Source organism: Nocardia acididurans, from assembly GCF_016741815.1.
GTDB lineage: Bacteria > Actinomycetota > Actinomycetes > Mycobacteriales > Mycobacteriaceae > Nocardia > Nocardia acididurans.
The window spans coordinates 340,357-358,866 of the sequence record NZ_JAERRJ010000003.1 but is presented as its reverse complement, the minus strand read 5'-3'; the positions used below and the strand labels follow the sequence as shown (position 1 = coordinate 358,866).

The 18,510-nt window shown below is 69.8% G+C and carries 17 protein-coding genes; 11 read left to right on the top strand and 6 right to left on the bottom strand.

From position 1 onward, the window contains the following. The first annotated feature begins 12 nt into the window (after nt 1-12). Genes JK358_RS09690 through JK358_RS09675 form a run of 4 tightly spaced genes read left to right on the top strand, consistent with a single transcriptional unit; the run spans nt 13 to nt 3,321 of the window. Nucleotides 13-1,011, top strand: a complete 999-nt coding sequence (locus tag JK358_RS09690; RefSeq protein WP_201945785.1) for an ABC transporter substrate-binding protein — start codon at nt 13-15, stop codon at nt 1,009-1,011. Beyond that, complete coding sequence (gene entS / locus JK358_RS09685; protein WP_201945782.1) at nt 1,008-2,237, top strand: enterobactin transporter EntS; 1,230 nt, start codon at nt 1,008-1,010, stop codon at nt 2,235-2,237. Before JK358_RS09690 ends, entS begins: the two co-directional genes overlap by 4 nt. Continuing rightward, on the top strand, nt 2,237-3,073 hold the full coding sequence (locus tag JK358_RS09680; protein WP_201945775.1) for a siderophore-interacting protein: 837 nt from the start codon (nt 2,237-2,239) through the stop codon (nt 3,071-3,073). Before entS ends, JK358_RS09680 begins: the two co-directional genes overlap by 1 nt. Nucleotides 3,074-3,078: 5 nt before the next feature. Then, nucleotides 3,079-3,321, top strand: coding sequence for a phosphopantetheine-binding protein (locus tag JK358_RS09675; RefSeq protein WP_201945772.1), 243 nt, complete (start codon nt 3,079-3,081; stop codon nt 3,319-3,321). A 101-nt stretch (nt 3,322-3,422) separates the two neighbouring features. On the opposite strand, the gene JK358_RS09670 is transcribed toward JK358_RS09675, so the two are convergent. Further along, nucleotides 3,423-5,072, bottom strand: a complete 1,650-nt coding sequence (locus JK358_RS09670) for a (2,3-dihydroxybenzoyl)adenylate synthase (protein ID WP_201945770.1) — start codon at nt 5,070-5,072, stop codon at nt 3,423-3,425. A gap of 98 nt (nt 5,073-5,170) precedes the next feature. Between JK358_RS09670 and JK358_RS09665 the strand changes: the two genes are divergently transcribed. The 3 genes from JK358_RS09665 to JK358_RS09655 all read left to right on the top strand — a co-directional run bounded on the left by JK358_RS09665 (nt 5,171) and on the right by JK358_RS09655 (nt 8,046). After that, nucleotides 5,171-6,163, top strand: coding sequence for an SDR family oxidoreductase (locus JK358_RS09665; RefSeq protein ID WP_201945768.1), 993 nt, complete (start codon nt 5,171-5,173; stop codon nt 6,161-6,163). 27 nt (nt 6,164-6,190) lie between these two features. Next, nucleotides 6,191-7,312 carry an isochorismate synthase gene (locus tag JK358_RS09660; RefSeq protein ID WP_232851025.1) on the top strand — a complete coding sequence of 374 codons (1,122 nt, stop codon included), beginning with the start codon at nt 6,191-6,193 and terminating at the stop codon, nt 7,310-7,312. Nucleotides 7,313-7,383: 71 nt separating this feature from the next. Further along, nucleotides 7,384-8,046: an isochorismatase family protein gene (locus JK358_RS09655; RefSeq protein ID WP_201945763.1), complete on the top strand. Its 663-nt coding sequence runs from the start codon at nt 7,384-7,386 to the stop codon at nt 8,044-8,046. 68 nt (nt 8,047-8,114) lie between these two features. On the opposite strand, the gene argS is transcribed toward JK358_RS09655, so the two are convergent. Continuing rightward, the gene (argS, locus tag JK358_RS09650; protein WP_201945754.1) at nt 8,115-9,842 is read right to left on the bottom strand and encodes an arginine--tRNA ligase; all 1,728 of its coding nucleotides are present in this window, start codon (nt 9,840-9,842) and stop codon (nt 8,115-8,117) included. A 41-nt stretch (nt 9,843-9,883) separates the two neighbouring features. Then, nucleotides 9,884-10,768: a 4-hydroxy-tetrahydrodipicolinate synthase gene (dapA, locus tag JK358_RS09645; protein ID WP_201945751.1), complete on the bottom strand. Its 885-nt coding sequence runs from the start codon at nt 10,766-10,768 to the stop codon at nt 9,884-9,886. A 71-nt stretch (nt 10,769-10,839) separates the two neighbouring features. On the opposite strand from dapA, the gene JK358_RS09640 reads away from it, so the two are divergent. Then, complete coding sequence (locus JK358_RS09640; protein WP_201945748.1) at nt 10,840-11,763, top strand: LysR family transcriptional regulator; 924 nt, start codon at nt 10,840-10,842, stop codon at nt 11,761-11,763. Nucleotides 11,764-11,902: 139 nt separating this feature from the next. Here JK358_RS09640 and JK358_RS09635 read toward each other — a convergent pair whose 3' ends face one another. Together JK358_RS09635 and JK358_RS09630 are read right to left on the bottom strand one after the other, a co-directional pair. Beyond that, nucleotides 11,903-12,673, bottom strand: a complete 771-nt coding sequence (locus tag JK358_RS09635; RefSeq protein WP_201945746.1) for a DUF1460 domain-containing protein — start codon at nt 12,671-12,673, stop codon at nt 11,903-11,905. 109 nt (nt 12,674-12,782) lie between these two features. Then, entirely contained in the window at nt 12,783-15,020 is a 2,238-nt protein-coding gene (locus JK358_RS09630; RefSeq protein WP_307817418.1) for a hypothetical protein, read from the bottom strand. Nucleotides 15,021-15,179: 159 nt separating this feature from the next. Here JK358_RS09630 and JK358_RS09625 point away from each other — a divergent pair, with 159 nt between their 5' ends. Then, the gene (locus JK358_RS09625) at nt 15,180-16,235 is read left to right on the top strand and encodes an aminotransferase class V-fold PLP-dependent enzyme (protein WP_201945744.1); all 1,056 of its coding nucleotides are present in this window, start codon (nt 15,180-15,182) and stop codon (nt 16,233-16,235) included. On the opposite strand, the gene JK358_RS09620 is transcribed toward JK358_RS09625, so the two are convergent. Next, nucleotides 16,232-17,125, bottom strand: coding sequence for an alpha/beta fold hydrolase (locus JK358_RS09620; protein WP_201945742.1), 894 nt, complete (start codon nt 17,123-17,125; stop codon nt 16,232-16,234). The two genes, JK358_RS09625 and JK358_RS09620, sit on opposite strands and share 4 nt — an antisense overlap. A gap of 105 nt (nt 17,126-17,230) precedes the next feature. Here JK358_RS09620 and JK358_RS09615 point away from each other — a divergent pair, with 105 nt between their 5' ends. Both JK358_RS09615 and JK358_RS09610 read left to right on the top strand, forming a co-directional pair. Continuing rightward, nucleotides 17,231-17,932 (top strand): helix-turn-helix transcriptional regulator, encoded by a 702-nt coding sequence (locus tag JK358_RS09615; protein WP_201945740.1) that lies wholly within the window; start codon nt 17,231-17,233, stop codon nt 17,930-17,932. A 145-nt stretch (nt 17,933-18,077) separates the two neighbouring features. Continuing rightward, nucleotides 18,078-18,452, top strand: a complete 375-nt coding sequence (locus JK358_RS09610; protein WP_201945737.1) for a VOC family protein — start codon at nt 18,078-18,080, stop codon at nt 18,450-18,452. Nucleotides 18,453-18,510 lie beyond the last annotated feature (58 nt).

Sequence of the window (18,510 nt, the reverse complement as noted above, 5' to 3'; positions counted from 1 at the left end):
AGAACACCCTCCATGTCAGTCAACCGAATGACGGCACGCATGCGTGCCGCCGTCGCACTCCTGATCGTCGCGGTCGCCGCGACGGCCGCGGGCTGCGGCAGCTCCAACTCCGACCAGGCGGCCGATTCCGGTACGCGCACGGTGGAAACCGCGAAGGGCCCGGTCACCGTGCCCGCCGACCCGCAGCGCATCGTGGTCGTCAACGGCGCGCTCGCCGGATACCTGTTCGACCTGGGCGCGAAGGTGAAGGCCGCGGATCCGCGCCTGCTCGGCGTCTCGCTGAAGCCGGGTGAGTTCCCCGCCGCCTGGGCCGCCGAAGCCAAGGAGCAGGGCACCGAGGTGGTGCCCTCCGGTGACGACATGAACCTCGAGTTCATCGCCGCCCAGCAGCCGGATCTGATCATCGGCGGCGGCCCCGGCTACCCGGGACAGCAGTCGATCAACAACTACGACAAGCTGACCGCCATCGCGCCGACCGCGCTGGTGGCGTCCAACGCCATCAACTGGCAGGACCTGCTGAAGTCGGTGGCCGATATCGTCAACCGCTCCGAGAAGGTCGACGCGCTGGTCACCGCCTACAAGGACAAGGTCGCGAAGGTGAAGGCCGGCCTCGAAGCACCGGCGGGTCTCGCCGCGGTCATGCAGTCCCGCAAGGACGGTCAGCCCACCCTGATCGCCCCCAACACCCCACTGGCCTCGCTGCTGTCCGACGCCGGATTCACCATGGACGACAAGGTCGAGGCGAAGGCGGGCAACCCGACACGCCCCGCGGCCGGTGACTGGGTGACCTTCAGCCCCGAACTGCTGAACACCGTCGTCGACGCGCCGCTGGTCTTCGTCATCACCGTCGACGGCGGCCGCAGCATCGCGCAGCTCAAGGAGGACCCGCTGCTGGCCAAGCTGCCCGCCTTCACCAAGGGTCAGGTCTATGAACTGCCGGCCACCAGCCTGCGTCCGGACTACCGCAGCGCCATGGCCACCCTCGACCTGCTGGCGGAGCGCTTCAAGTGACAGCCGTCGGCGGCCTGCTGATCGATACCTCACCCCTGCGTGACAGCCGGGCGTTCCGCAATGCCTTTGCGGCCCGGCTGATCTCGGTGCTGGGTATCGGACTGCTCATGGTGGCCCTGCCCGTCCAGGTCTATCAGGCCACCGGCTCGTCCCTGCACGTCGCCGGCGTCACCACGGTCACCGCGATCGCCCTGTTCGCCGGATCCCTGGCGGGCGGGGTGATCGCGGACCGGTACGACCGGCGCGATGTCATCCAATGGTCGCGCAGCGCGGCCGGTTTCGGATTCCTCGCGCTCGGTGCCAACGCCCTGCTGGAGCAGCCGTCGCTGGCCGTCATCTACGCCGCGGGCGTGGTCGACGGACTGGCGGGCGGGGTCAGCGGTTCGGCGCTGATGGCGCTCATCCCCATGCTCGTGGGCCGGGACAAGGTGGCCGCCGCCGGTGCGCTGACCTCGCTCACCACCGACCTGGGCACCATGGTCACTCCGGCCATCGCCGGACTCCTGATCGCGAAAACCGGTGTGGCACTGCCGTTCTTCCTGTGCGCCGCCGCGACCGCCGCCACCGTGGGGCTGATCCGCTCCATCGGACCGCAGCCGCCGCCCGCCCGCGAGATCGCGCATCCGCTGCGCGAATTGGCCACCGGCATCGCATTCGCGGCCCGGCACAAGGTGATTCGCATGGCCCTGCTGACCGGCGGCATCGCCATGATGGTGAGCGGTCCACTGGTCCTGCTGCCCGCCCTCGCCGAAGGCGAACTCGGCGCGGGCGAAACGACGCTCGGACTGCTGTACGCCGCACCCGGCGCGGGCGCGGTGATCGGGTCGCTCACCAGCGGCTGGATCGGCCGCAGCAACCGTCCCGGCCTCGCCCTGCTGATCTCGATGGTGCTCATGCCGATCGGCGTCATCGCGGCCGGACTCGCGCCGCACGCCGCGGTGGCCTTCCTCGGCCTGGCCGGATTCGGTCTGGCGCGGGCGCTGAACGTGGTGCTGCGCTACACGATTCTGCAGCACGCCGCACCCGAGGACATGCGCGGCCGGATCTCCGGACTGCTCATGGTGCAGTCGGTCGCCGGGACCGCGGTCGGTTCCATGGTGGCCGGTGTGGTCGGCCAATTCTTCACGCCCGGAACCGCTCTCGTGGTCTACGGGCTGTCGGTACTGGTACTCGGCGCGTTGACGGCCCTGGCCGCCGCGCCCCTGTTGGGAAAGGAGAAGCTCTGATGGATCGTGCCGCCTATGCCGACAACATCGCGGAGGTGTTGTCGGGTGCACACGGAGCCAAGGTCGGATATCCGATCGGATTGTGTGATGTGGAGGTGATCCGCACCGAACAGGTGGGCGCGGGACTGCTGCGCATCACCTTCGGCGGCGCGGATCTGGCCGGGTTCCACAGCTATGTGCCCGATGAGCATGTGCGCCTCATCTTCCCGGACGAGAACGGTGAACTGCGGCTGCCCCGCAAGGACGGGCTCTCGCTGGAATGGGGTGCGCCGCGGCCGGTTTCGCGGGAGTACACCGTCCGCCGGTTCAGCGCCGAGGACCGGGAACTCGATATCGACTTCGTCGTCCACCCCGGCGGTCTCGCCTCGGACTGGGCGGTGAACGTGCAGCCGGGCACCAGGATTCACATCGCCGGTCCGCCCGGGGGCGAAGTGGTGCCCCGGACCTACGACCGGTACCTGCTCGCCGGTGACATCACCGCGCTGCCCGCCATCGCACGCTGGCTGGAATGGCTGCCGCGCGAATCCGCGGGCTGGGCGGTCATCGAGGTGCGCGGTCCGGAGGAGGAGATCCCGCTCGGCGCACCCGCCGGATTCGAGGTGCACTGGGTGCATCGCGGCGACGCCGCGCCCGGCACCGGCGACACCTTCGAGAAGACCCTGCGTGGCCTGGATGTGCCTGCCGGACAACGACTCTACGTCTGGCTGGCCGGTGAGGCGGGCGTGCTGAAGCCGCTGCGCAAATGGGTGAGCACCGATCTGCAGGTGGGCCCGAAGGACCGACTGATCGCCGGGTACTGGAAACGCGGCATCGCCGACTACGACCGAGACGAGTGACAACCATGACCGAGCAGACCACCGCGCCCGCCGACCGTGAGCGCGTGATCAACGATGTGGCAACCGCGCTCGGCGTGAGTCCGGCCGAACTGACCGACGACACCAACCTCCTCGACGCCGGAATGGATTCCGTGCGCATCATGTCGCTGGTGGAGAAGTGGCGCTCGGCGGGCTACGAGCACATCGACTTCCCCACGCTGGCAGCCGATCCCGTGCTGAGCGCCTGGATCGAAGCCCTCGCGGAATGACCCCCTCGGTCTGCCGGGATGACTCACCCCGTCATCCCGGCATGCCCCACCCGCGCCGGAATGACGGGGCGGGAGCATGGACAGGGTCGAGGCCCCGGGCGTCAGCTCACCGCCGCGCGCTCCGCGAGCAGCTGCCGCAATTCCTTGCGGCTGGTCTTGCCCACGCCGGTTTCCGGGAAGTCGTCCACGACGACCACGGCATCCGGCATCTTCCAGGCCGCCACACCGCGACCGCGCACGAAGGCTCGGACGGTGGTCAGGGTCGGCTTGTTCTCGGGGTCGACGGGCTGCACGAAGGCCGAGATGCGCTGCCCCAGTACCGGATCCGGGGTGCCGATGATGATGGCGTCGCGGATGCCGGGATGTTCGAGCAGATGCGCCTCGAGCTCCTCGGCGGAGACCTTCTCGCCGCCGCGGTTCACCCAGTCCCCGGCGCGGCCCTGTACCACCAGATTCCCGTCCGGGCGGATGCGCACGATATCGCCGGTGCGGTACCAGCCGTCGGCGGTGAAGCTGCGGGCATCGGCCTCGGCGTTGTCGTAGTAGCCGCGAATCGTATAGGGGCCCTGCGTGATCAGGTTGCCGTCGGTGCCCGGCGGAACCTCATTGCCGTCGTCGTCCACGGCCTTGACCTCGTCGTACTCGGACATGGGGCGGCCCTGAGTGGCGATCACCACGTCGATCGGATCGTCCAGGCGGGTATAGCAGACCAGGCCCTCGGCCATGCCGAACACCTGCTGGAGGGTCACGCCGAGCGCCGGGCCGACGCGCCGCGCCAGCTCCTCCTGGCAGCGCGCGCCGCCCACCTGCACCACGCGCAGGCTGGAAAGATCAGGGGTGCCGCCCTTCTCTGCGCGTTCCACCCACAGTCGTGCCAGCGGCGGCACCAGTCCGGTGATGGTCACCCCGAACTTCTCGATGGCCGCGAAGGCGGTGGCGGGGGTCGGGTCCGGGGTCATGGCGACGGTGCCGCCCGCCCACAGCGCACCCAGAATGCCCGGCGAGCTCATCGGAAAGTTGTGTGCGATGGGCAGGGTCGCCAGGTACACGGTGTCCGGGCCGAGTTCGCAGACCTCGGCGCTGCGCCGCACGCTGAACAGGTAGTCGTCGTGCGTGCGGGGAATGAGTTTGGGAACACCGGTGCTGCCGCCCGAGAGCTGAAGGAACGCAACGTCACTCGCGTCGAGTGCGGGCAGTTCGCCCGGCTCGTCCCGGAATTCGGCGATATCGCGCGCACCCTGCGGCAGCGCCGCGTCGGCGTCATCGGTGACCACGAGGATGTGATGCAGCGAATCCACCTGCACGCGAATCGAATCCGCCAGCGCCGCGTAGTCGAACCGCTGATGCACGCCGCTGGTGACGATGGCCGTGGCCGCACTCGCGGTGGCGATCGGCACCAGTTCGGCCTGGCGGTGCGCGGGCAGGCAGAACACCGGCAGCGCGCCGAGGCGGAACAGCGCGAACACGGTCTCCACGAATTCGGCGCGATTGGGCAGCTGAACCAGCACCCGGTCGCGGCGGGCGATGCCCAGCCGGGCCAGGCCGGTGGCCAGCGAGCGGGAACGACGATCGAGTTCGGCGTAGGTCCAGCGATGGTTGTCGTCGACGACGGCGATGGCCTCGGGGGTCGCGGCGGCGCGTGCGGTGAGCACATCGCCGAACGTCTCACCGGTCCAGCATCCGAGCTCGCGGTAGCGCTGCGCCGCGGCCTCGGGCCACGGGGTGAAGCCGGGGAGCACGGTGGATGGCATTGTGGGACACCTCATTTCAGGGGATCGGACGGCGCTCGCGAATCACGGGGAAGACGGAGCGCCCCACATTCTTATCAGGTTAGGCTAACCTTATGCGCATGATCGAATCGGATGGGCGCGTGGTGGTGGTCACCGGCGCGGCAGCGGGCATCGGCGCCGCCGTCGCCGCCGAACTCGCCGCCGGAGCCCGCACCCTGGCGCTCTGGGACCGCGACCCCCGCGTGCACGAGGTCGCCGCCGAAATCGCCCGGCGCGCAACGGAGTACGCCGCGACAACCGGTGCCGTGCGGTACGCCGCCGCATCCGGGATCGCCGAACCGGAGCAGCGCCAGGCGGTTGTGGGGATCGTGGAACCGGAGCAGCCGCAAGCGGCGGCAGGGATCGCCGAAGCGGCACTGCCGCAGGCGGTCGCCGTGATCGCCGCCGAAGTCGATGTGGCGGACCGCAAATCGGTCGAGGCGGCCTTCGACCGGCTCACCGCCGCACACGGCCCCGCCGACGTGTTGGTGCACGCCGCAGGGGTCATGGATGCCGGAACCGCCCTGGACATCACCCCCGAGTCCTGGGACCGCAGCTTCGCGGTGAACGCCACCGGCACCATGCACGTCACCCAGCGCGCCGCCCGCGATATGACCGCCGCCGGTCGCGGCGCGATCGTGGTCGTGTCCTCCAACGCCGCCGCCACCCCGCGGGTGGGCATGGCCGCCTACTGCGCCTCCAAGGCCGCGGCCACCGCCTTCACCCGCGCGCTCGCCCTCCAGGTCGCCCCCTTCGGCGTCCGCGTCAACCTGGTCTCACCGGGCTCGACCAACACCGCCATGCTGCGCGGCCTGCAACCCGCCGCCGACACGGGCGGCGTCGCGGGCTCCAGCGCGCTCGACGAGGCCGTTCGCCCTCGGCCGCTCGACCCCGCCGCGCACGCGGCGCTGCTCGACGGTGATCCCGGGGCCTACCGCCTCGGAATTCCGTTGCGGCGCATTGCCGAACCCGCCGATATCGCCGCGGCGATCCGCTTTCTGGTTTCCGACGACGCTCGCCACATCACCATGCATGACCTGCGGGTGGATGGCGGCGCGACCCTGGATATGTGATTCGAGAGGATGATCCCCATTTCTGCCATGTCTGCTGAAAGCTCGGACCCCGCCTTTATTCTGGCCCGGCCCTATCGGACCGTGATCGCGCGCGGGGTCGGGCGCGTATTCGAATCCGCCCAGGAGGCGGCGACCACACTGCGACGCGGCGAGGTGACCCACGTGGTCGGCGCGCTGCCGTTCGTCCCGGGCGCACCCGTCGCGCTCTGGTCGCCGGAGTCGGTGTCGGTGAGGGACACCGGGTACCTGCCCGCCACGCCGGCCCAGCCGGAGTTCGAGTTCGACGCGGCGCTCCCGGAACCCGAGGAGCATGTGCGCCGGGTCGGTGAAGCCGTTGCACTGCTGCGTGATCCGGAGCATCCGGTCCGGAAGGTGGTGCTGGCGCGATCCATTCGCGCGCGCTCGGCGCACGCCGCACGGCCGGTGGAGATTCTGGACCGGCTGGTGTCCACCGACCCGATGGGCAACGGCTTCCTCGTCGACCTCTCCACCGCCGGTGGACGTTTCGCCGGTCGCCACCTCATCGGCTCCAGTCCGGAGATCCTGGTCCGCCGCGACGGCGACGAGGTGCTCAGCCACCCGCTCGCGGGTTCGGCCCGCCGCGACCTCGGCGACGACCAGGCCGACCGGAAGATCGCCGAAACCCTGCTCGGCTCCGCCAAGGACCAGCACGAGCACCGCTACGTGGTCGACCAGGTGACCGAGGTACTGCGCGACCGCTGCACCGAAGTCACCACGCCCACACCGGAACTCACCAGCACCCCGGAGATGTGGCACCTCGGCACCCCGATCACCGCCACCGTGCGCGCCGACGGTCCCTCCGCGCTGGAGCTGGCCGCCGCCCTGCACCCCACCCCCGCCATCTGCGGCACCCCCACCGCCACCGCCGCCCAGCTCATCGCCGACCTCGAGGGTGAGCGCGGCTTCTACGCGGGCGCGGTCGGCTGGTGCGATGCCGAGGGCAACGGCGAATGGATGGTCAGCATCCGCTGCGCCGAACTCGCCGCCGACGGCCACAGCCTGCTCGCGCACGCGGGCGGCGGCATCGTCGCCGAATCCGACCCCGCGGCCGAACTGGCCGAGACCACCGCCAAATTCCAGCGCATCCTGCGCCCGCTCGGTATTTCCCTCCCGGTCACGGTCGCCTGATCGGCGCACCCGACACCGTCTTCCGGCCCGCGGCCGACGTCACCACGCATACGACGAACCGGAGATCTGCCATGCCCATTCCGCCCATCGCGCCCTACGACATGCCGACCCTCGACGAGGTGGTCGGCAACCAGGTGCCCTGGACCGTCGAACCGTCCCGCACCGCACTGCTCATCCACGATATGCAGCAGTACTTCCTCACGGCCTACGACGCCGAGCAGGAGCCCGCACGCACCCTCGTCGCCAATATCGCCCGACTGCGAAATCGCTGCCACGAGTTGGGGATTCCGGTGATCTACACCATGCAGCCCGGTAATCAGCATCCCTCCCGGCGCGGCATCCTCGCCGACTTCTGGGGCACCGGCATGCAACACGGCCCCGACACCGAGGTGATCGCCGAACTGCGCCCGGACGAGCGCGATATCCAGGTCACCAAATGGCGCTACTCCGCCTTCCAGCGTACCGACCTGCGCGAACTGCTCGGCTACTACAACCGTGATCATCTCGTGGTCACCGGTGTGTACGCGCACATGGGCTGCATGCTCAGCGCCGCGGAGGCCTTCATGAGCGACGTCCGTCCGTTCCTGGCCCTGGACGCCACCGCCGACTTCAGCCGCGAGGAACACCTCATGGCGCTGAACTACACCGCACGGCGCTGCGGCGCGGTCGCCACCACCGACGAACTGCTGCGGCAGCTCGAGGAAGCGGCGGTGCCCGCGGCGCGCGCATCCTGATCGAAAACCGAAGGGGAGCGGCGTATTTCGTATGCCGCTCCATTCGTGCCACACCAGCTCCGGCCGTACTACATCCGCTCCGGCGCGGCGATGCCGAGCAGGTCCGAACCGGTAGCCAGCACCCGCCCGGCGAGATCGGTGAGTGCCAGACGGCTCGCGCGCAGGGCTTCGGTATCGGCCTTCAAGATCGGGCACTTCTCGTAGAAGCCGGTGAAAGCCGTTGCGACACCGAACAGATAGTGCGCCAGCCGATGGAACTCCAGCGTCTCGGCCACCTCGGCGAAGACATCCGGGAAGGCCAGCAGCTCCAGGGCCAGCGCGCGTTCGGCGGGCACGGTGATCAGCACCGGCGCGCCGTCGCGGACCGGCTCCGCGTCCCCGCGCCGGAATACGCTTTGGATACGGGCGTGCGCATACTGCAGATACGGCGCGGTATTGCCGTCCAGCGCCAGCATGCGATCGAAATCGAAGACGTAGTCGCGCACCCGGTCGGTGGACAGGTCGGCGTACTTCACCGCGCCGATGCCCACCTGCCCGGCGATCTCGGCGCGGATCACCGCCGCGAGCTCCGGATTCTTCTCCGAGACAACGGTTTCGGCGCGGTCGACGGCCTCGCCGAGCAGATCCGCGAGTTTGAACACCCCACCCGCCCGGCTGCGCAGCACCTTGCCGTCCGAGCCCAGCACCGACCCGAAGCCGATATGCTCGGCGCGCATCCCGGCGGTGAGCCAGCCCGCCGCCCGCGCGGTGGCGAACACCATCTCGAAATGCTGCCGCTGCGGCACACCGACCACGTACAGCAGCCGGGTCGCGGCGAGATCGCGGACGCGGTTCCGGATGGCCGCCAGATCGGTTGCCGCATAACCGAACCCGCCATCGGACTTCCGCACGATCAGTGGCAGCGGTTGCCCGTCACGGCCCGTGAACCCCTCGGGGAAGACGCATTTCGCGCCATCGCTGACCTGGAGCAGCCCGAGCTCGCCGAGCTCCTCGAGCACCGATTCCAGCTCGTCGTTGTAGGCGGATTCGCCGACGAAATCGGCCTCGGTCAACCGCACGCCGAGCAGTTCGTACACCGACATGAAGTACCGCTTGGACTCACCGACCAGCAGATGCCACAGCCGCAGCGTGGCCGCGTCCCCGCCCTGCAGCAGCACCACCCGCTGCCGGGCGCGCTCCTTGAACACGTCGTCGGCGTCGAACTTGCGGCGGGCGGCGGTGTAGAAGCCGTTCAGATCGCCAACCGACAGCTCGTGCGCCGCTTCGTCCTCGCCGAGATCGAGCAGGTGCTCGATCAGCATGCCGAAGGGAGTTCCCCAGTCGCCCAGGTGATTCCGCTTGATCACCCGGTGTCCGGCGAACTCCTGCACCCGGACCGCGGCATCCCCGATGACCGTGGACCGCAGATGCCCCACGTGCATTTCCTTGGCCACGTTCGGGGCGGAGTAGTCGACCACCACCGTGGCGGGGTGCGCGGCGCGCGGGACGCCGAGCCGATCATCGGCCAGCGCCGCGCCCGCCATAGCGCCGATCACCGTGTCGGCCAGCGTCAGATTGATGAACCCGGGCCCGGACACCGTGGCCTGCGCCACCAGCTCACCCAGGTCGGCCTCGTCGAGAATGCGCGCCGCGATCTCCCGTGGATTGGCTCCCGATCGTCGTGCCAGCGCCAGCGTGCCGTTCGCTTGGAAGTCGGCGTGCTGGGAGCGTTGCACGATCGGATCGACGGTGGCGCCGGCCACGAGGGCGAAGGCCCGGCTCAGACGATCCCGCAGAAGTTGACTGGGAGTCTCCATGCCCCAGCACCCTAACGAGTCCGGCGGCCCGCAGCCCGTGGTTATTCGGCGGTGAGCCGGTCGAGCGCGGCCAGGGCAGCGGCCGTCGAGGGTTCCGACGCGGGCAGCAGCGGCAGCCGGACGGCGGGGGAGGGGATGCGCCCCTGCGCCGCCAGAACGGCTTTGAGGACGGTCGGATTCGGCTCCGCGAACAGGGCGGCGGACACCGGGGCGAGGCGATGACTCAGGCTGCGCGCCTTGGTGATCGGGCCGTCCCGCCAGGTCGAGATGAGCGCCGCGAAGGCGGCGGGGGCCACCACCGCCGAGGCGAGAACGGCTCCGGGCGCACCCAGGGCGAGCAGCGGGGCCGCGAAGATGTCGTCGCCCGCGAGCACCGCGAAATCGGCTGGGACACGGTGCATCAGCTCGACGGTGGTGTCGTCGATCGCGCCCACCGCGTGCTTGACGCCGATGATGTTCGGCGTATCCGCCAGGGCCAGCAGGGTTTCCGCACCGAGCGGGCGCGCGGTGCGGTACGGAATGTTGTAGACCACCAGCGGCACCGGGCTCGCGGCGGCGAGCCGGCGGAAATGCTCGAGCACGCCCGCCTCGGTGGGGCGAATGTAGTACGGCACCACCGTGAGCGCGGCGGCGATGCCGTCCCGCAGCCGGGTCACCGCGTCGATCGACGCGGCGGTGGCGGTGGTGCCCGCCCCGACGATCAACGGCGCGTTGTGCTCCCGGCACACCCGCACACAGATCTCGATGATCCGGGTGCGCTCCGACTCGGTGAGCATGGCCGCCTCGGCGGTGGTGCCCAGGGCGACCAGACCGGTCGCGCCGGCGGTCAGCACATCGTGGGCGAGTTCCCGCAGGGCGTCCTCGGCGAGGGTGTCCTGTGCGGTGAAGGGCGTGACCAGGGGGACGAAGAGTCCGGAGAGTGTCATGGCTACGAGCTTCGCGGCCGGAAAGCATAAGCACCAGTTCGCATTTCTGGCAGCGAGCATAAGCTGAACTGATGCTCGATATCCGGAAGCTGCGCCTGCTGCGCGAACTGGCACATCGGCAGACCATCGCCGCGGTCGCCGAGGCGCTCAACTACACGCCGTCCGCGGTGTCCCAGCAGCTGACCGCCCTGGAACGCGAAGCCGGTGTGCCGCTGCTGGAACGCGGCGGCCGCCGCGTGACGCTCACACCCGCCGCGCACACGCTCGTCGGGCACACGGAATCGATCCTCGCCATCCTGGAACAGGCCACCGCCGACCTCGCCCGGGGACGGGCCGAGCTCACCGGAACCCTGCGCATCGGCACCTTCCCGACCGCCATCCGCACCATCCTGGCCCCGGCCCTGGTCGATCTGAGCACCGCGCATCCCGGCCTGGAACTCATGGTGACCGAACTGGATCCGGTGCTCGCCCCCGGCGCGCTGCGCGCCGAAACCCTGGATATCGCACTGGTTCAGGACTACGACTACGTGCCCGTCGACGATGACGCGGCCCTGGACGCCGAGCCGTTCCTCGAGGAGATCGTCTATCTGGCCGAACCGGCCGCGTTCGCGGAACCCGGCCCCCGCCCCACACCCTTGGCCCTGTCCGCCCGGCACGAGAATCCCTGGATCGCGGGCACTCCCGGCACGCTCTGTCACACCATGACCGTGCGCGCCTGCCAGGCCGCCGGATTCACCCCGCGCATCCGGCATCACGCCGACGATTTCGGGGCCGTCCTCGAATTGGTCGCCGCCGGTGCGGGTGTCGCGCTCGTCCCCGAACTCGGGGCGCGCACACCTCCCGCCACGGTCGCGCTGACACCATTGGATACCCGCCGCCGCACCCGCATCGCCTACCGCCGCGGCACCGCCGACCACCCCGCGATCCGTGCCGCGCGCACCGCCCTGCGCCACTCGGCCACCGCGGCTCGGGAGGGGTGGGCAAGCGCCCATTGACGCCGGGCGAGTGCCCGGTTCCGCGGGCAGGTGCGGGAGTTGGGTGGGCACGTGCCCGATCCATAGGGGCGAGCGCCCGGACTGCGTGGGCGCGTGTCCACCCAGGGAGTGGGCGGGTGCCCATCCGGGCGGCGCGGCGCTACTGCGGGCGCATCACGACGATGCCCGGCACCGTGGCCACGTACTGCGCGAAGCCCGAATCGACGACCTGATTGTTCGCGGCCAGTGACGAGGCGTTGCGGAACACGGGACCGTTCGCGGTCATGACGAAAATGCCGACATGCGTGACATCCAGGCCGGGCGCGTCGGCGTACGCGCCGATGTAGTCACCTGTGCGCAGCTGCCCGATCACTCCCTGGTCGACCGCACCGGACGGGATGTAGGTGATCGCCCGATCCACGACGGGCAGGCCCGGAAGATAGGTTCCGCCATCGCCTTTCGCATTCAGGCGCTTGGCCACCGTGGTCGCCGCACCGCTCAGCGACCCGGTGATATCGCTGGCGGCCGTCCGCGCGACCTGCGCCCAATCGGTGAAGAAGTGCTTGCGGCGCAGGAAATCCACCTGCCCGCCCGCGTACCGCGTCTCGACCAGATTGGTGAGGAACTGCTCGCGATTCGCCGAACGGCTCAACGCCTCCACGTAGTCGAGCAGCGTGAAGCAGTCCACCCCGCGCAGGTCCACGACCAGCTGTTCGGGCTGCGTCGCGGAGCCGACCAACATATTCGCGACATACGGGGTGCCGAGGAACTGCCGCGAGATCGCGTCGAGCAGTTCACCCTTGCCTGCACCCGCGGTGGCCTTCACCGCCAGCAGTTCGTCGATCTTGCGCGAGGAGTAGTCGTCGATGGTCGCGGCCGCCGGGGCAGCGCTCGCCGTCGGCAGCAGCGTGACACCGCAGATCAACGCCATCAGGGCAATCAGTACACGAACGATGCTGCGCAGAACGCCTCCCAGGCCGAGCGATCGGATGCGTTCTCCACCGTATGGGTGATTCGCTCGCGAGGCCAGCCCTCGCTGTTCAGACGCTCGCGGTCTCCAGTTGCTCGGTCACGGGTTTGCCCTCGCTCGGGGGCGTCTCGTCGCCGGAACGGCGGCGCTGACGTTGATAGGCCAGCTGCAGCAGGGCGGTTCCGGCGACACCCACCAGGGCTGCCGACACCTCACCGGTGAAGCCCGGCGGGGTCCAGCTCACCACCAGTTCGGCGTCCTTCGTGCCCGCGGGGATGTCCACCGCCAGGAAGGACTGCGCGACCTCGGTGTGCGGGAGCGCCGCGCCGTTGAGGGTGATCTCGTAGCCGGGCCAGTTCAACCGGTTGAACACCACGCGACCGCCGCTGGACGAACTCACCCGGATGATCGAGGACGTGTCGTCGCGCGACACCGATTTGGCGGTCACGCCGCGCGTATCCGCGATATCGCCGTTCACGGTGGAGAGCAGGCCGCCGGTGCGCTCCAGCACCCAGATGAACCGTTCATGGCCGGGGTAGTCCACCCACTGCCAGCCCTCCGGGGCGGGCTGCGCGCGCACATCCGGGTACTGGGCGCGATGCAGCACCACCCGATCCACCTTCATCAGATCCACCACCGTGCGACCCGTCGACGGTTCCTGGGCGAAGACGCGGCGGTAGGCGTCGGCACAGGTGCTGCCGTCCCACGACATGCACAGCAGCCCGGCGAAGGTGTGGAAGCCGATCGGCGTGTACGCGTTCACGTAATCCAGTTCGAGCGCCTTGGCGTAGTTGCCGATGGCGAGCGAGCCGTACGCGCCCTCGACGCTCTTGTCCTCCGGCGCGATGATGGCGCGATCCGCCAATTGCAGTGTGACGCCGTCGAAATCGGGGAACGCCTCGCGCATGGTGGAACGGCGCTCCGGGAAGTTGTACGACATCGGCGTCATCGGAGCGGTTTTCACCTGCGTGAACGCGATCGGGAACATGGCCGCGATGGTGAGCACACAGGCCAGCGCGATCCCGCGCGTGCGCGCCGCCCACACCACCGCCGCGCCCACGACCGCCACCGCGGCCACCGCGTACACGTGCCGCAGCGTCAGATCCGGTGCGGCCGAAGCGGATCGCACGAACAGCAACCCGATCAGCGCCGCCGCCCCGATGATCCGGTTCCGCGACGCCGTGAACACCCCGTGCCTGCTCAACAGCACGCACACCAGCACCAGCAGCGCGATGGCCAGCATCGGCAGCACCCGCGCGGGCCAGCGCAGCGGGCCGATCGCGCCCGGACCCGCCGTCCACATGAGCGCCGCGATCGCGAACAGTCCGATACCGCTGAAGTCGCGCGCCGAATGCACGGCCTTGCGCCAGTCGATGAAGGCCAGCGCCGGAATCAGGAACCAGGCGATATAGACCATCGGCAGCGGCTGCACATGCCCCCACCACGCCGTGAACGCGGGCGTCGTGGTGGGCAGGCTGGCATTGAGCGACTCCGACCACGGCACCGTCAGGAACGGGTCGTTGTGGATGCGGGCGTTACCACGCCAGGTCACCTGCGAGGAGAGGATGCCCGGCAGATTCGCGGGCAGTGAGGCCAGCGCCGCGAGTGCGGCCACCGCCGCCACCCGCAGCGCGGGAGCCCAGCGCTGCTGATGGATGATCTCGCCGACGATCACCGCCGCGATGATCAACGCGGATTCCACCGCGGGGAACGCGTACTGCACCGTCAACGCCAGATACAGGAAGACGAAGGTCGGGATCGGCCCGCTCCTCCCGCGCGCGTACCGCACCGACGACGCCCACGCGTGCACCATCCACGCGGTGGCGGTATGGCAGGTCACCCAGCTGGCCTCGTCGAAGAACAGGTACCAGCCGCTGAGCGGAAAGGCGACGCCCGCCACCGCCGCCCACGGCGTGCGCGCGCCGTAGGCCAGGCAGATCCGGTACACGCCCAGACCCGCGATGATGGAGAAGACCAGCTTCACGATCGTCGCGTACACCGCGAGATTGTCGAAGGACGGCGCGAGCAGGTGGATCAGCAACTGCGGCGGGTTGTAGAGGCCCGCCTCCTCGATGGTGTAGTTGCCCGCCATCCACTCGTGCGGGATGAGCCACGGAAAGTTGCCGTCCCGCAAGCGGTTTCCGAGCGCGATCCACATGGGCGCGTACTGCGCCTCGGTGTCGTCGGTGTAGAAGTGCCGGGCATCGGCCAGCAGCACCACGACATATCCGACTATGACGCCCACCGCGGTGATGGCCCCCCACCGCAACCTATCTCTCAGCGGCTCACTTTCCGCGCCAGTGCTCACGAAGGCCGGAGCGTAGAGCAACCTGGTCAACAGGGCAAGACCGTCCCGCCGCTCCGCGACCCCAGCGCCCGGTTCGGGTTGTCCCGTCGTCATGAACAGGGACCAGTTCCGGGGAGTTGGATCTTGCCGCGGCCGTCCGGGCGCGCGAACACTGGTGGGATGACAGCTGTTTCGAAGTCCACGCTGCTCCCTGCGTCCGTGCGCGAGGCTTTCGCGCCGTCGGTCACCTATCTCAATGCGGCCAGTTATGGTCTGCTGCCCCGCGCCGTGGCAGCGGAGGTGACCGCGGCCGAGCAGGAGCGCGTCCGCGGTGAGTTCGATATTCCGGCGGTGGATGCGATCGTCGACGCGTGCCGCGCGTCGTTCGGGCGGCTGACCGGATTCGACGGCTCGCAGGTGGCGATCGGTTCGCAAGTATCGCAGCTGGTCGGGCTGATCGCGGAGAGCCTGCCGGACACCGCGAGTGTCGTGCTGCCGGAGAACGAGTTCACCTCGGTGATCTGGCCCTTCCTCGCCCGGCCCGGATTGCGGGTGCGCACCGTGCCTTTCGAGGATCTCGCCGACGCGGTGCGGCCGGGCGATGATCTGGTGGCCGCCGCGGTGGTGCAGTCCGCGGACGGCCGGGTGGCCGATATACCCGCTGTGGTCGCGGCCGCGCGGGCCTGCGGCGCGCGGGTGCTGTTCGACGTGAGCCAGGCCGCCGGATGGCTACCCGTGCACGACAGCGGAGCCGACTTCGTGGTCAGCGTCGGCTACAAGTGGCTGCTCGGGCCCAAGGGGTCGGCCTATCTCGCGGGGACGCCCGAGGCGCTGGACACACTGCGCCCGCTCGCCGCCGGGTGGTACGCGGGCGGCGATCCGTGGCAGAGCGTGTACGACGCGCCGCTGCGGCTGGCGACCGGCGCGCGGCGGCTGGATGTCGCGCCGACCTGGCCGGCCTTCCGTGGGCAGCGCGTCGCCTTCGACCTGATCGAATCGGTCGGCATCGACGCCATCCACCGGCACGATGTGGCGCTGGCCAACCGGCTGCGCGCGGGACTCGGTCTGCCCGAGGGTGATTCGGCGGTGGTGTCGCTGGCGGTCGCACCGGGGACCATCGACCGGCTGCGCGCGGCCGCGGTCATCGGCTCCATGCGCGCCGGGCGGCTTCGGCTCGCCTGCCACCTCTACAACACCGAGGACGATGTCGACCGCGCGCTCGAGGCGCTGACCTAGGCGGTCTGCGCGGCCAGCTCCAGCAGCCGGGCCCGCACCAGATCCGGGCGTTCGTCGGGGACGAAATGCCCGCAGTCCCGGACGGCTTCGAAGGTGTAGTCGTCGGCGCGTGCGGTCTCGGCGGCGGCCAGCGAATGATGCACGGCGAAATCGTCCATGCCGAACAGCGCCCGGATCGGCACACTCAGCCGCTGCCGTTCGGGCGTGCGCGCGAGCCGGGGAATCTCGCGCAGCCAGAAGGTGCGGTAGGTGTCGGTGGCCGCGCGGGCGCCCACCGGATCCCGGAACCGATCGGCGAAGATCCGCACGGTCTCGGCATCCACCGCCGACTTGTCGGTGAAAGCCGAACTCAGCAGCCAGTTCAGCAGGCCCGTGCGCTGCTGCAGCGGCATGCCGAACGCGGCGACGACCGGCTGATAGGCCAGGAATCGCCACATCTGCTTCGCCACATCGCCCGGCGGTACCCACGGATGCGACATATTGATCACCAGGTAGCCGTCGAAGCGCGCCTGCGCGCGCAGCAGCATCCGATATCCGACATAGCCGCCCCAGTCGTGCCCGGCCAGCAGCGCCCGCGAAATCCGCAGTTCGTCCAGCAGCGCAAGCACATCCGAGGCGACCTCCTCCTTCTCCCACCGATGCGGTGCGGGTCCCGACCACCCGTACCCCGGCAGATCGGGGGCGATGATCCGCAGGCCCTCCGGCGGATCGGCCAGCAGATCCCGCCACGCGTAATGATGCTGCGGCCACCCGTGCAGCAGCAGCACCGGACGGCCGTCCGCCGGTCCGGCCTCGGTGACATGGAAGCGCACACCGCGCGCCTGGACGAAGGATCGGCGCACACCGGGGATGGCCGGTGGCTCGGATGCGGTGGCGGTCGTATCCAGCATGCGCTCACCATAATTCGAGGGCCGGGACCACCGGAACCACCCGTGGCAGGAGAGCCGGACCGTCCGTGGGCGGAGTTTGTCGGTGCCCCGGACTACGGTGTCGGCGTGAACCGGACGGATCGGTTGTACGCGATCGTCGAAGAGCTCCGGGCGATCTCGCCGCGCCTGCGCACAGCCCGCGAGCTGGCGCTGCGCTACGAGGTCAGCCCGCGCACCATCGAACGCGATATCGCCGCGCTCCAGCAGGCGGGCATCCCCGTCTACGCCGATGTCGGCAGGCGCGGCGGCTACGCGCTCGAGAAGAGCATGTCGCTGCCGCCGCTCAATTTCACCGCGGCCGAAACCGTCGCGCTGGCGGTGGCACTGGCCCGCAATCGCGGCGGGCCCTTCGACCACGCCGGGCGCAGCGCGCTGGCCAAGGTGGTGGCCGCCATGCCCGAACGCAATGCCGAGGCCGCCCGCGATCTGGCCGCGCGGGTGCGGCTGGCCGAGCCGCAGGGGCAGCCCGAGGTACCGGAGGTGCCGCCGTTGATCGGGCAGGCCATCGAGAGCCGGCGGGTACTGCGCATGGGCTATCTGGATCGGCACGGGAAGGCCAGCGAACGCGAGGTCGAGCCGGTGGAGTTCCTGCACGGCGGTTTCGGCTGGTATCTCATCGGCTGGTGTCGGCTGCGCGAGGGGTTCCGGGTCTTCCGGCTGGATCGTATGCGGGCGCTCACGCTGACCGATCTGGTCGCGCCGGTGCGGGCGCGCGACGGGTATCCGTGCGGGCCCGCGGCGTACGAGGTGCGGGCGCTCGCGCTCTGAACCGCCGGGTGCGGTGAATTCCGGAGGGGCGGATCGGTTTCCGTGAGAATCCGGCGGATCTCGCCGCGAAACACCGACAGGGGGTTGTCGCCGGAGCGGGTGATCGTGATCGGGCAACGTTTCCACCGACCCGATCGGAGTGCATATGTCCACCCTCACCTTCAACACCGTGTCGTGGTTCCAGATCGGCAGCGACAAGCCCGAAGAGGTGAAGCGGTTCTACGGTGACCTGTTCGGCTGGAACTTCGTCCCCGATCCGGGCAGCGGCGACTACGACCTCATCAGCTACCCCGACAGCGAGATGCCCAGCGGCGGCGTGGCCCATTCGGCCGACGCCTCGGACAACCACGCCGTCTTCCTGGTGCTGGTGCCCGACGTCGCCGCCACCGCCGCCGAGACCGAACGCCTGGGTGGCAAGGTGATCCAGCCGCCCACCACCACGCCGAACGGCCTGGTGTTCGCCTACCTGCTCGACACCTCGGGCAACCGGTTCGGCATCTTCACGCCCCCGTCCAGCTGAGTCCGCGCTCGGGTCGCGCGCCGGATCGCCGCGGTGGCGCGGGCTCGCCGAGCGGATA

Bases quoted from the DNA above. Each gene is read 5' to 3' on its own strand.
- JK358_RS09690 (WP_201945785.1), top strand. From the start codon at position 13: ATGTCAGTCAACCGAATGACGGCACGCATGCGTGCCGCCGTCGCACTC.
- JK358_RS09620 (WP_201945742.1), bottom strand. From the start codon at position 17,125: ATGCTGGATACGACCGCCACCGCATCCGAGCCACCGGCCATCCCCGGT.
- JK358_RS09680 (WP_201945775.1), top strand. From the start codon at position 2,237: ATGGATCGTGCCGCCTATGCCGACAACATCGCGGAGGTGTTGTCGGGT.
- JK358_RS09610 (WP_201945737.1), top strand. From the start codon at position 18,078: ATGTCCACCCTCACCTTCAACACCGTGTCGTGGTTCCAGATCGGCAGC.
- JK358_RS09635 (WP_201945746.1), bottom strand. From the start codon at position 12,673: ATGGCGTTGATCTGCGGTGTCACGCTGCTGCCGACGGCGAGCGCTGCC.
- JK358_RS09665 (WP_201945768.1), top strand. From the start codon at position 5,171: ATGATCGAATCGGATGGGCGCGTGGTGGTGGTCACCGGCGCGGCAGCG.
- JK358_RS09660 (WP_232851025.1), top strand. From the start codon at position 6,191: ATGTCTGCTGAAAGCTCGGACCCCGCCTTTATTCTGGCCCGGCCCTAT.
- argS (WP_201945754.1), bottom strand. From the start codon at position 9,842: ATGGAGACTCCCAGTCAACTTCTGCGGGATCGTCTGAGCCGGGCCTTC.
- dapA (WP_201945751.1), bottom strand. From the start codon at position 10,768: ATGACACTCTCCGGACTCTTCGTCCCCCTGGTCACGCCCTTCACCGCA.
- JK358_RS09675 (WP_201945772.1), top strand. From the start codon at position 3,079: ATGACCGAGCAGACCACCGCGCCCGCCGACCGTGAGCGCGTGATCAAC.
- JK358_RS09655 (WP_201945763.1), top strand. From the start codon at position 7,384: ATGCCCATTCCGCCCATCGCGCCCTACGACATGCCGACCCTCGACGAG.
- JK358_RS09670 (WP_201945770.1), bottom strand. From the start codon at position 5,072: ATGCCATCCACCGTGCTCCCCGGCTTCACCCCGTGGCCCGAGGCCGCG.
- JK358_RS09640 (WP_201945748.1), top strand. From the start codon at position 10,840: ATGCTCGATATCCGGAAGCTGCGCCTGCTGCGCGAACTGGCACATCGG.
- JK358_RS09625 (WP_201945744.1), top strand. From the start codon at position 15,180: ATGACAGCTGTTTCGAAGTCCACGCTGCTCCCTGCGTCCGTGCGCGAG.